9 protein-coding genes are annotated in these 12,528 nt (G+C 39.4%); 4 read left to right on the top strand and 5 right to left on the bottom strand.

Going from position 1 to position 12,528, the window contains the following annotated elements; genetic code table 11:
• Positions 1–119: 119 nt before the first annotated feature.
• Positions 120–458: a T9SS type A sorting domain-containing protein gene (locus AABK40_RS00490; RefSeq protein ID WP_332919312.1), complete on the bottom strand. Its 339-nt coding sequence runs from the start codon at positions 456–458 to the stop codon at positions 120–122.
• Between the two features lie 3,293 nt (positions 459–3,751).
• Between AABK40_RS00490 and AABK40_RS00485 the strand changes: the two genes are divergently transcribed.
• Positions 3,752–4,207, top strand: a complete 456-nt coding sequence (locus tag AABK40_RS00485; protein WP_332919313.1) for a hypothetical protein — start codon at positions 3,752–3,754, stop codon at positions 4,205–4,207.
• Between the two features lie 164 nt (positions 4,208–4,371).
• On the opposite strand, the gene AABK40_RS00480 is transcribed toward AABK40_RS00485, so the two are convergent.
• A complete protein-coding gene (locus tag AABK40_RS00480) occupies positions 4,372–4,719 on the bottom strand; it encodes a hypothetical protein (protein WP_332919314.1) in 348 nt (115 codons plus the stop codon).
• Between the two features lie 589 nt (positions 4,720–5,308).
• Positions 5,309–5,929 carry a sterol desaturase family protein gene (locus tag AABK40_RS00475; protein ID WP_332919315.1) on the bottom strand — a complete coding sequence of 207 codons (621 nt, stop codon included), beginning with the start codon at positions 5,927–5,929 and terminating at the stop codon, positions 5,309–5,311.
• 251 nt (positions 5,930–6,180) lie between these two features.
• Here AABK40_RS00475 and icd point away from each other — a divergent pair, with 251 nt between their 5' ends.
• Together icd and AABK40_RS00465 are read left to right on the top strand one after the other, a co-directional pair.
• Positions 6,181–7,446 carry an NADP-dependent isocitrate dehydrogenase gene (icd, locus tag AABK40_RS00470; protein ID WP_332919316.1) on the top strand — a complete coding sequence of 422 codons (1,266 nt, stop codon included), beginning with the start codon at positions 6,181–6,183 and terminating at the stop codon, positions 7,444–7,446.
• A gap of 568 nt (positions 7,447–8,014) precedes the next feature.
• Positions 8,015–9,622 carry a S1C family serine protease gene (locus AABK40_RS00465; protein WP_338397371.1) on the top strand — a complete coding sequence of 536 codons (1,608 nt, stop codon included), beginning with the start codon at positions 8,015–8,017 and terminating at the stop codon, positions 9,620–9,622.
• A gap of 189 nt (positions 9,623–9,811) precedes the next feature.
• Here AABK40_RS00465 and AABK40_RS00460 read toward each other — a convergent pair whose 3' ends face one another.
• Both AABK40_RS00460 and AABK40_RS00455 read right to left on the bottom strand, forming a co-directional pair.
• Positions 9,812–10,678 (bottom strand): SDR family oxidoreductase, encoded by an 867-nt coding sequence (locus AABK40_RS00460; protein ID WP_338397370.1) that lies wholly within the window; start codon positions 10,676–10,678, stop codon positions 9,812–9,814.
• 255 nt (positions 10,679–10,933) lie between these two features.
• Positions 10,934–11,503, bottom strand: a complete 570-nt coding sequence (locus tag AABK40_RS00455; protein ID WP_338397369.1) for a TetR/AcrR family transcriptional regulator — start codon at positions 11,501–11,503, stop codon at positions 10,934–10,936.
• A 124-nt stretch (positions 11,504–11,627) separates the two neighbouring features.
• Here AABK40_RS00455 and AABK40_RS00450 point away from each other — a divergent pair, with 124 nt between their 5' ends.
• Positions 11,628–12,170: an SRPBCC family protein gene (locus tag AABK40_RS00450; RefSeq protein WP_338397368.1), complete on the top strand. Its 543-nt coding sequence runs from the start codon at positions 11,628–11,630 to the stop codon at positions 12,168–12,170.
• Positions 12,171–12,528 lie beyond the last annotated feature (358 nt).

Here is a 12,528-nt window from a genome sequence, read left to right as displayed (position 1 = left end):
CGGATACCGATAAGTGATTTAAAACCGTGCCCCTCGTCCAATTCATTGGGTCTAACATCATATGCATTTTTTACATTTTAGGTGAATTATTCATTTTAAAAGGTGGTGTAACCATGGCCTTAAGGCTTGTGCTCAAATGTTTTGCGCGTAACGCTAAATCCATCGCGAACCACAACGGTGTACGTTCCTGCAGGCATTCTTTTGAATCGGAAAGGCTTCATGAAATCTTCCACACCCTTCACTACCGTAGAAACCACCATCGCACCATCCTCATCATAGATGCTGATTTTCACTTTCGAGGTTTTGTTGGCGATATAAATCACCTTGTAAAGCTCGGCGTTGTTGTTGGCAATAACACGAAACATTGATTTGCCCTTAGCGGCTTCGTTGTCGTTTGCTCCTGCAAATACTGCAGCAGACATCATCATGGCGATCATTACTGAAAAGATCTTTTTCATAGTCGTAATAGTTAGGTTAAATGTTTAATTACATTGTAAACATACGGCCTGAAAATTATGAAATTGATACAATTATCAACTTTTTAATTCGACTTCTAACGTTTTTCAACTATAATAATTATCAATATCGCAATGTGGCAATAGACTTCTTCCCTCATTATTCAAACTTTCCGAAAAAGTATATTCCAATTTTAAAGCCTTGAATCGGAAACGGCTAATGTTAATTTTCCGCTTTAATTTTCCTGATTTTGAAAATTTGAAAATCAACGGTAATTACCGTCCCATTTTTTAATTTATTTTTAATGCGTATACATCCTCAAGAAAACGCCCCTTAAAGGCAAAGGATAAAACAGTGTCTGGTGGGAGGTAATTTGAAAACTAAAAAACAGGCTCAGAAAATTTTGGACAAAAAAAAATGCCCTGTTAAGGCATTTACCGATGCTCGACAATCGAGACTTATTCCTTCATTACTGATTCATCATGCTGACATATCAAATGCAAACCGTTTGCATGGATAGTCAACTTCAGTATGATGAACCAGATTAGAATTTACTGATATTGGTGAAAGTGCTTGCGGGCATTTCTTCTAAAATTCCTTTCATTAAACTAACGATACTCTTCATTAAACTTTTCATAATTCTTTTGTTTTGTGTTTTTACTTATTGTTTACATTACAAATGTACGCGACTAATTTTATTAAATTCATACGTTTGCCACATTTTTAAATCAGCCCACAGCCTCACAGCGCAGGTCAAATTATCAATTTCGCAAACCAGCCTTTTTTATTAGCCTCATTTTCCTACCTTTTTTTAATTCAATACCCCATTTTCAAACCTTTTGACACCAACACCCCAATGTTAAGTTTTCAGGTATAAAAAACGAAATGACAGATTTGTAAATTATACCACTGATATAATTTTCTTATTGTGAATTAGGCAATTGCTTCAGCCACCAAAACGAGGCAAGCAATGGCAACAAACCAACACAAAGACTAATGGTTAGAGATCGGGGGAATCGGAAGGGGAGCACTGCTACCTGAAATTTTGGACAAAAAAAAATGCCCTGTTAAGGCATTTACCGACGCTCGACTATCGAGGCTTGTTCTCTCATTACTGGTTCATCATGCTGACATATCTAATGCAAACCGTTTGCATGGATAGTCAACTTCAATATGATGAAACAGCTTAAAATTTACTAATGTTAGTGAAGGTGCTCGCTGGCATATCTTCTAAAATTCCTGTCATCAATTTTGCGAATGTGTTCATTAAACTTTTCATAATTCTTTTGTTTTGTGTTTTTACTTATTGTTTACATTACAAATGTACGCGACTAATTTTATTAAATTCATACGTTTATCAGATTTTTAAATCAGCCCACAGCCTCACAGCGCAGGTCAAATTATCAATTTCGCAAACCAGCCTTTTTTATTAACCTCATTTTCCTACCTTTTTTTAATTCAATACCCCATTTTCAAACCTTTTGACACCAACACCCCAATGTTAAGTTTTCAGGTATAAAAAACGAAATGACAGATTTGTAAATTATACCACTGATATAATTTTCTTATTGTGAATTAGGCAATTGCTTCAGCCACCAAAACGAGGCAAGCAATGGCAACAAACCAACACAAAGACTAATGGTTAGAGATCGGGGGAATCGGAAGGGGAGCACTGCTACCTGAAATTTTGGACAAAAAAAAATGCCCTGTTAAGGCATTTACCGACGCTCGACTATCGAGGCTTGTTCTCTCATTACTGGTTCATCATGCTGACATATCTAATGCAAACCGTTTGCATGGATAGTCAACTTCAATATGATGAAACAGCTTAAAATTTACTAATGTTAGTGAAGGTGCTCGCTGGCATATCTTCTAAAATTCCTGTCATCAATTTTGCGAATGTGTTCATTAAACTTTTCATAATTCTTTTGTTTTGTGTTTTTACTTATTGTTTACATTACAAATGTACGCGACTAATTTTATTAAATTCATACGTTTATCAGATTTTTAAATCAGCCCACAGCCTCACAGCGCAGGTCAAATTATCAATTTCGCAAACCAGCCTTTTTTATTAACCTCATTTTCCTACCTTTTTTTAATTCAATACCCCATTTTCAAACCTTTTGACACCAACACCCCAATGTTAAGTTTTCAGGTATAAAAAACGAAATGACAGATTTGTAAATTATACCACTGATATAATTTTCTTATTGTGAATTAGGCAATTGCTTCAGCCACCAAAACGAGGCAAGCAAAGGCAACAAACCAACACAAAGCCTAATGGTTAGAGATCGGAGGAATCGGAAGGGGGGGGGCACTATGACTAATGCGACAACCCATAATGAACACATGCTGTCCTACTTATCGAAAATTTGGAAATACAATTCCAGGTGCGCGATGGACGATAAGCAATTGACGGATTGAAAAAATCGATGTGAATCTCTTTAGTCTGTGGACAATATTAAAACATGCCGTATTTACAGGCTGCATCCTACAGAAGCTGTATCCTTGTTTTCAATTAGCCATTGAAATATTTTGGGCAAAAAAAAAGCCCCAAATGGCGCTCTTGATTAACTTTAAATTTTTTGATGATGTGCATATGGGCAAACCTATTAGGTTACCCACAGCTGGCTGTCTGTTCTGCCCACTAATCAATAATTTTTGGACTTTTTGAAATATGACGACTAACTTTTCATCCATCCAACAATGCTAATACTACTATTTGCTGAATAGCAGCGGCAATATGGAAAGCTGATCTGTATTTAATTTTTTTTCTGGGCGAAGGCACACGACTAAGATTGCTTTTGCTCCGAAAGGTGAAATACATCAACAGGAATCATTGATGATCAAATAAACACAGTTAGTGGCAGTACGATAGACAACACCTTCATCATCGCTTGTAATACACTTGCTTTGTTGATTGATTACACTGCAAATGTAAAGAACATGATTTATAAAATTTGCACATTTATGAAGTTTTGAAAAGCTAAAAAGCGCATTTTCAGCGCATCACATTACGGAATTCGTATTTTCCATCTGCTTTTTATTACCAAAATATTATGTTTTACGAAAAAGGCACATTCGTTTTCGAGCATTTTGAGTACAGTCCGCTAATGTTAATTTTTTGACAATCCTGATCATAAATACAGATTTCAAAAATAAAAGACTTTTATCTCCTTCATATTGGTAATTTTAAAATTATCGAACGTTTGCATTCCCCAAACACTAAGAATTGTCCAAATGATAACGAGCCCAAAACCGATAGAATAGTTATCTTTGTCGAAAAGAAAGAAACATGTACAGTGCTGATAAAAAAATAAAAAGACTCAAAAAAGCCAATGTTTTGGGCTATGCCATGCTGTTAATTGCAGGTGTGGTTTTCATCACCAAAGACCCCGACAACGCAAGCACCTATAGGTATTTCGGTAACAACCTACACGTGGTGGCTTTGCTTATTTTTGGGCTGTTCATTGTACTGAAAAACCATTGGCAGATCCGTAGAATATCGGGAATGGCACTCACCTTCAACGAGGATAAAGTACATTTTGTACACCAACAGCACCAATACAACTTCAGTGCAAAAAAACAGGCAGAGGAGTTTTACAGAAACGACCGATGGCTACATATCAAACAGAAAGGAAAGGAAAAGCTGATCGTCAACCTTGATGATTTCGCCCTCGATCCTCCACAGTTGCACCAACTAAGCCAGGACATTGAAAGCGTACACAAAAAATGGGCACAGGGGAAGTAAAATGGCATCCTGCAAAAAAGTATAGACAAAAAAAAATGCCCTAAAAAGGCATTTATTGCTGCTCGACTACCGAGACTTTTGTTCCCAATGATTCATCGTGTTGACGTAAGAGGACAATCACTCCTGGATTGCACTCTTATTGTCAACCTTCGCCGATGAATCAATTACAATGCTGGTGTGTGCTCGAATGTTTTACGAGTAACCCCAAAACCATCTCTTACTACCACGGTATAAGTTCCCGCTGGCATCTCTTCGAAACGGAAAGGTTTCATAAATTCGTTTTTGTCTTTGATTGCTGATTTAGCCACCAAGTTTCCTGCTTCATTGTAAAGTGATACAACCACCTTAGAATCTTTATTCGCCATATACAATACTTTGTACACTTGCGCGTTTGAATTTCCGATCACACGGAAGAAAGATTTTCCTTTGGCTGACTCGTTGTCATTTGTTCCTGCGAATGCAAAAGAAGAAACCAAAATTAAGGCGAAGGCAATAGACAATACTTTTTTCATCGTTGTAATTTCTTTGTTTGTTATTGATTACAATACAAATATACGGGAGATATTTTAAGAATTTTCATCATTACAAATCTCGAAATCTACATTCACACCAAAATCAAGGCATATCATTGCCAATTTCACAAACTCACCTGTTTTTCAATCCTCATTCTGTTACCTTTCCTAAAAAGGCATATGCAATTTTAAAGCTTTTGATCCCAACCACCCAATGTTAAATTATCAGGTCTATTTCACTGAAATTACATATTTCGAAATTCGCACCCTTTTATCGGCCACAAATTGATAAGATCTGAAAGGTCACATTCCGTTTAGTGCCTAAAAAAACCTGAAACTCGTCACCGTAATGAAGCATTCTGCGGCGCGATGGTTGAAAAACAGGGAATAAAGTCTACTCCAATCATCTGAAATTGCAGCAGGCTGCCCCACTTTCAAATGCACCCTCCAACTTGGGATCGTCTAATACACTCCGTTGGATATAAATAAAAAAAGCGACCCAAATCGAGGATCTGGGTCGCAAACTTCTTGACAACATGATGGACTTATACGTCCGTTGAAGTTTCTGAATGGAATAGTAATGATACTTTTAGGTACGCTTTTTCCGTGGCATTGTTCCAAAAATCACATCCCAAATTGGCGAACTTACACCGAAAGCAACAGTATTGTCTTTATAATGATGGATCGCATGGTGCACCCACAATAGCTTGAAAACATTCTGCGGAGGGCGCCAGGCATGTACGATATAGTGTACAAACAGGTAGGTGGCGTAGCCAGCAATAAAGCCCGCCAAAAAACCATAGGCATAATCGCCGATCAGCAAACGAAACAAGCCAAACAGTAAAGCAATAATCAGCACACTGACCACTGGCGGCATAGCCAAACGGCTTTTATCCTTGGGGTGATCGTGATGCACGCCATGAAAAGTATAAGTAAACCGCGCCTTCCAGGGCTTATCCTCTATCATATGATAAACCTTTCGGTGCGCCCAATACTCCACAAAAGTGAAAAGCAACAAACCTAAAGTAAAAGTGACCAGTAAATTGATCACCGAAATCCCCATCATTACGCCACCATAGGCCAACAAACCGAGCCCGCCACCATAGAAGATCAATAGTGGGTAAGCAATGTGGGTATGGGTAAATTTTTCAAGTAACTGATTCTTAAACAAGGGCGGAGATCCCTTCTGCTGTGTAGTGCTTTTCTTCATATTACACCCCTTCCTTCTTCATTTTCAATTTCAGCAATAGCGACATGCTATTCTCACACTCATGTTAAAGTACTATTTCAACCAATTTGTTTCTGCGGATTATACAAAAATGGTAAAGCCCAATTTTTTAACTACAAACCCCTTTTTTAATCCATTTATAACGAATAATAATCTGTAAATCGAATAAAAATCAACTTAAATTCTCCTATATTCGGATTCAACTTAGATAAAAAACGATAGTTTCATTAACCATGAGCGAACAAAAAATCACAATCAAAGACGGAAAACTTCAAGTACCAAATAACCCTGTAGTCCCATTTATTGAAGGAGATGGAACAGGTGTTGATATTTGGCCTGCAGCAAAAAGAGTACTCGACGCTGCTGTGGAGAAGGCTTACAATGGCGAAAGAAAAATTGAATGGAAAGAGGTGTTGGCAGGCGAAAAGGCTTTCAACGAAACGGGCAACTGGTTGCCAGGTGAAACTTTGGATGCCTTCAGAGAGTACCTTGTAGGCATTAAAGGCCCATTGACAACCCCTGTAGGTGGTGGTATTCGCTCTTTGAATGTGGCTTTGCGTCAGGAACTTGACCTTTATTCTTGCGTGCGCCCTGTACGTTGGTTCGAGGGAGTACCGTCGCCAGTGAAGCGCCCTGAGCTTTGCGATATGGTGATCTTCCGTGAAAACACAGAGGACATCTACGCAGGTATTGAGTACATGCACGGGTCTGAAGAAGCAATAAAAGTGAAGAAATTTTTGCAGGAAGAAATGGGGGTTACAAAAATCCGCTTCCCAGAAACTTCTTCAATTGGTATCAAGCCAGTATCTAAAGAAGGTACAGAGCGTTTGGTGCGTGCCTCTATTGAGTATGCTATTCAGTATAAAAAGCCTTCGGTTACTTTGGTACACAAAGGTAACATCATGAAATTTACCGAAGGTGCCTTCAAAAAATGGGGATACGAGTTGGCTGAGCGCGAATATGCTGAGCAGGTATTCACTTGGGCACAGTACGACCGCATTGCAGATCAGGATGGCAAAGCAGCTGCTGATTTGGCACAAAAAGAAGCCGAGCAAGCTGGAAAAATCATCGTTAAAGACTCGATTGCAGATGCTTTCTTGCAGCAAATTTTGTTGCGTCCTGCTGAATACAGCGTAATCGCAACTTTGAACTTGAACGGCGACTATGTATCGGATGCATTGGCGGCGATCGTGGGTGGAATTGGTATTGCTCCTGGAGCAAACATCAACTACCAAACAGGTAATGCGATCTTCGAAGCAACGCACGGTACTGCACCAAAATATGCAGGTCAGGATAAAGTGAACCCTGGTTCGGTAATCCTTTCAGGTGCCTTGATGCTGGAATATATGGGCTGGACGGAAGCTTCAGAACTGATTTACAAAGGAATTGAAGGCTCTATCTCTAAAAAGCGCGTAACTTATGATTTCGAGCGTTTGATGGAAGGGGCAACCTTGCTGAAATGTTCTGAATTCGGTGAAGAGATTGTAACGAATATGTAATAAATAAAGCTATTGCGAGGGTTCTTCTCGTGATAGGTGTTGATATAGAAATCCCCACTTTGAGTTATCGGAGTGGGGATTTTTGTTTTATTGTCTGATATAATATTTTGGACTTGACGGTATGGATGTTGCAATTTTTCCATGGAATGAATTACATGTCTATTGCAAGAAGCCCATTCTGGGCTCATGTGCTGAAGGTACATTTTGTAAAAGCTTCGGGTGCTAAGCCGGTGTAAATAGAAGGTAAGGTGTGTCGAATTCTTTTCGTTTTTTCATTATTGTGTACTGACTTGGTCGTAGCGTCTCACTGTGCCCCGTCACTCCATCAACTCTTGTAAAATCACTTTTGTACATGAAAAGTTCATATTGTAACTATTCTGCCGTTGAACTTAAGCAAGCCTCATTTTCACGTAATTACCTTTTTAAAATATATCCTATTTGCCAAATCAACAGAATAATTAAATAGATCAGGTATATCTTACCACTTGGCGATGTTTTTTTGCCACCTATATTCATCTCTCAACACCAACTAACAATCCTTTTTTTAATTCAATAACCACCTGACTTCATGTATAAATATCGATTGAATTCGGCCACTTTCATTCTTGTGCTACTTATTTTCCTCAACTCAAGTTGTGCTTCTATCTTTAGCTCTCGTTACCAAAAAACAAAATTTATCACCCCAAAGGGAGCAACTGTTAAAATTGATGGAAAGACCGCAAAAAAAGTCAAGGGCAAATACAAAGTTAAACGAGATAATGGCATAAAAGAAATCACAGTAAGTAAGCCTGGGTATAAAAGTGAAACCAGGTCTATTTCTCAAGACTACAAATCTCCTGTAAAAATGATTTCGTTAGCTACTGCAGGTGCTTGTGCTTTCATTCCCGGCGCACAGGCAATTGCAGGAGTCAGTGCTCTATTCATGTTTTTGCTTGATAATGGGACAAAGTCCGTTAACTACCAAAAGGTCGTTGAATTCAATAGATTAGAACCATTACACAAAAAGCAAGATGATCAAAAACACATTGTCATTAACAAAGTGAGTATTGATATTGAAGATGGAGAAATAGAACATAATAGGTATTCAAGATACAAAAAATACGCAAGCAATAAGTCCTCAGAATCTGAAATTGAGGATGGGGAGATTAAATTAGAAAACACCATCTTTGCTGAAGCGCTAAATGAATTACTCGTTGATTTAGAGTATATAGATCAGTCGAAGAAAATACTCGCCAGCGGCTATACCGAAAACCTTCATGTTAATGCAACAATCTTGGGCATCACCACTGATGCTACTCGTGGTCGAATAGGTGGATTTGCAGGTGGTAATAGTAATATCCTTCAAAAAGCTACCGTTGAAGTAGAATGGAATATCCTGGATTATTATGAACAATCTATTTTTCGTTATAAATCAAAGGCATCTTCAGGAGAATTTTCATCCACAAATGGTGATCATGTAAAAAGAATGCTTAAAGATGCCATGGAGTACAACCTGTTGGAGTTCTTAAAAGCTCCAAAGGTGAAATCCTTACTTAAAAAGGACAAAAATATTGAGCAGGATTTTACGCCATTTGATATTGAAAACAACATACCATACGCATCGAATGTTTCAGAAGTCATTTCCTCTTCTGTAACAATCTCCAACAAATCTGGGCATGGCAGTGGGTTTATTATTGGAAGTGACGGGTATATTTTGACGAACTTTCATGTAATCGCTACCTCGGACAAACTAAGTGTTATTCTGCCAAATGGTCAGAAATTCACGCCTAAAATCATTAGATCAAGCAAGGTGCATGATTTGGCCCTGTTAAAGATTGATGCTACAGACTTAAAACCGGTCAAACTCGATCAGCAGGGTTCTTTAGCAATAGCTTCAGAAATTTATGCTGTCGGCACGCCAAATGCGCAAGATCTTGCTCAAACCATTTCAAAAGGTATTGTCTCTGGATTCAGAGAAAACGCCAATAAAATTAACCTCATTCAAACTGATGCGAGTGTCAACCATGGTAATAGTGGTGGTGCCCTCGTAAATCAAGAAGGAGTAGCTATTGGGGTTGTCAGTTCAAAGCTTATTGGAATTGGAGTAGAAGGAGTTGCTTTCGGAATTCCAACGAATGAAGTTATAGATAAGCTTAAGCTTCAATTTTCGGACTCTGCCCCAAAACAACTAAAATAATAGATATTAACCGGCAAGAGAACACAAACTCGTTGTAAAAATTAAAGCCTTGGCTCAACTTTAGATTTGAACCAAGGCTTTTTCGATTTCCCTGAACAATTCAGCTGAAAATAATAAGGTGGGAGCTATTTTTCAATAGATAAATATCCTGCAAAAAAATGTAAATAATTACTTTTCCAAAGAATTAAATCACCCCAAAAACTGCTTCACCACCTTATCCCGCAACTTCAAGCCCGTTGGGTCAGCCTCGGTTTTCAACTGGCACAAATCTTCTGCCCAATCCGAAGTACGAACTCTGATCACCGGCTCTTCCTGTTGTGCGACTTCCAAAATTACCTCGGCTACTTGTTCAGGGGTTTGGTAAAGGGACGCCAATTCTTCGCCCGAACGCGACTGCATGCCCGACAAGTAAGCATTGAACACTGGCGCATAAGGATCACCTTCTTCAATCATTCCACCCTCGGCCATCTTTGTCATGGCATTATTAACAAACTCCGTTGCGATACCACCTGGCTCCACATTGGTGAAATGAATATTGAATGCTTTGGTCACATAGGACGCCAAGGCTTCCGTATAGCCCTCCACGGCGAATTTTGCGCCACAATACAATTCATTGAACGGCTGACCCACCAAGCCTCCTACGGAAGTTACGTTGATAACGTGCCCGCATTTCTGCTTTCGCATGATCGGCAAAACGGCTTTGGTCGTGTGCACCACACCGAAATAATTCACATCCATCTGCCATTGAATTTCTTCCTCAGTCGCATGCTCAGTGGTTTTGGCGAAGCCTGCTCCTGCATTGTTCAGCAAAATATCCAAACGGCCTTCTTTTTCCATCACCAAATCCACTGCCGACTGAATGGACGTCATAGACGTTACATCCAACTCGATGATTTCTACTGGCAAATTTTCAGCTTTCGCCGCCTCTTCCAAAACGGTGCGCTTCGCCAAATTCCGCATACTTGCATATACTTTATAGCCCTTACGCCCGAATGCCAATGCTGATGAAAGACCTACGCCTGTTGATGTTCCGGTGATTAAGATTACTTTTTTCATTGTTGATATGATTATTAGGTTTATTTTAAGCGAATATTTATTCGGTTTTTGATTAAAATTTTTGGGGAATGGATGTTCCCCGTTTAATTTATTGTCCACAGATTTATGGAATTCAAAGGATTATTGATTTGTGCTGCCAAGCCCTCCTTTTACCTTAACAAGATATGATGCCTTTATTTTTTTGTACCTATCGGTACGGACTTTGCATGCAACGTCCCTACATCAGTAGAACGGGTAAAATAAAGACAAACATCGTTAAGACTTCAGCGCATCCCAACAGATCCCAAAAGAAGCCTGCAACAATTGATCATTTACCACGATGCCTGTCCGGTCGCAAGTCAACGCCAGATCTCTTACGAATCCAGACAATAAGGCAACCAAAATGTCATTGGAAGTGTTTTTAATAATCATTTGAGTTTTACCCTCATCCAAAACGCCAAACAAGAAATCACTGAATTGCTGAGAGATTTTTTTTGATGCCTCGGAAGCAAAAGGAGAGAACGCAAACTGCTCCATAAACACCACCTCATCCTGATGCTCAAGGCGATAACGCAAAGAGCTTTTCCACAACTCAAACAGCTTCATCTTCACTGGCAAGCCTGAAATATCCTCCAAAATAGACATCGAGCTTTGCGCTTTCAGTTCCGCATACAGCGTATTCAACAGCTCTTCCTTGCTCTGAAAATAAACATAAAGCGTCCCGCTGCCAATATTGGCACGTTTCGCAATCGCCGACATCTTGATGCCCGCTATGCCCATTTCTCCCGCCAAGGCCAAAGTCGCCCTGAAAATTGCCTGTCGCTTTTGCTCGTCTTTTGGTTTCATGATTCAAATGTAAGCGAATATTTATTCGGTTAAAACTTTTTCAGCATTTTTTTATGAAAAAAACTAAATTGTAAAAACACCGTGGCATTTCCACTTAACCTCAAAAGACCAATTCACCACTACCATGAAAACATTCTTCAAAAGCATTCTGATCATCGTCCTTGTCATCATCGCCTTTCCTTTGGTTACAGGCCTGTTCATTGAAAAGGATTATGCCGTAGAGAAGCAGATCAAAATCAATCGACCTGTTGCGGAGGTTTTTGATTATGTGGTTCACATCAAGCACCTGCAAGAGGAGTGGGGCACTTGGGTGGATAAAGATCCCAACGCCCAACACACTTATACAGGCACAGACGGCACCGTCGGCTTCACCGCCTCGTGGAAAAGTGAAAATCCTGATGTCGGTGCGGGCACACAGGAAATCACCAACATCATCCCGAACGAACGGGTGGATATTGAAATCAGCTTCACCGAACCTTTCGAATCCAAAAGCCCTGTTTATTTCACCACCGAAGCACAGGACGGTGGAACATTGGTCAAGTGGGGGATGAAAGGACATATGCCATACCCGACCAATTCGTTGTTATTGTTCATGGATTTGGAGCAAATGATCGGCAAGGATTTTCAGGAAGGATTGGGTAATTTGAAGGAGGTGATGGAGCAATAACGGGTAGCATCAGCGCATGCGCTGGTGTCTTCATGCGTCAGTGTTTGCATGGGTCGGTGTTTTTGTAGAGACGTTATTCTTAACGTCTCACATTTTTCGTGGAACAATCGTGAAACACGACAAAATCATTGATTAATAACCAATTGAAAAATATAGAAGCGCCGTGAAACATTGTGGAACGTTTATTTTTCTTGATAAATCGTAACATTAATGTTACATCTGATATTGCACCACGAAGTTTTATTTGGTCGCTATACGGGCCGACCTATGTGTCTGCCCGAATCATTAAGAGTATGGAATAGTTTGGATACACACATGGGTGCATCCATACAGCTAACAAAATAATCTCTTGCGTTAA

It is taken from the genome of Persicobacter psychrovividus (assembly GCF_036492425.1).
GTDB classification, from domain to species: domain Bacteria; phylum Bacteroidota; class Bacteroidia; order Cytophagales; family Cyclobacteriaceae; genus Persicobacter; species Persicobacter psychrovividus.
The sequence above is the reverse complement of the archived record's forward strand: the minus strand, read 5'-3'. Positions and strand labels throughout refer to the sequence as shown.

Coding starts and splice junctions, on each gene's coding strand:
- AABK40_RS00490 (WP_332919312.1), bottom strand. CDS start 458: ATGAAAAAGATCTTTTCAGTAATGATCGCCATGATGATGTCTGCTGCA.
- AABK40_RS00485 (WP_332919313.1), top strand. CDS start 3,752: ATGTACAGTGCTGATAAAAAAATAAAAAGACTCAAAAAAGCCAATGTT.
- AABK40_RS00480 (WP_332919314.1), bottom strand. CDS start 4,719: ATGAAAAAAGTATTGTCTATTGCCTTCGCCTTAATTTTGGTTTCTTCT.
- AABK40_RS00475 (WP_332919315.1), bottom strand. CDS start 5,929: ATGAAGAAAAGCACTACACAGCAGAAGGGATCTCCGCCCTTGTTTAAG.
- icd (WP_332919316.1), top strand. CDS start 6,181: ATGAGCGAACAAAAAATCACAATCAAAGACGGAAAACTTCAAGTACCA.
- AABK40_RS00465 (WP_338397371.1), top strand. CDS start 8,015: ATGTATAAATATCGATTGAATTCGGCCACTTTCATTCTTGTGCTACTT.
- AABK40_RS00460 (WP_338397370.1), bottom strand. CDS start 10,678: ATGAAAAAAGTAATCTTAATCACCGGAACATCAACAGGCGTAGGTCTT.
- AABK40_RS00455 (WP_338397369.1), bottom strand. CDS start 11,503: ATGAAACCAAAAGACGAGCAAAAGCGACAGGCAATTTTCAGGGCGACT.
- AABK40_RS00450 (WP_338397368.1), top strand. CDS start 11,628: ATGAAAACATTCTTCAAAAGCATTCTGATCATCGTCCTTGTCATCATC.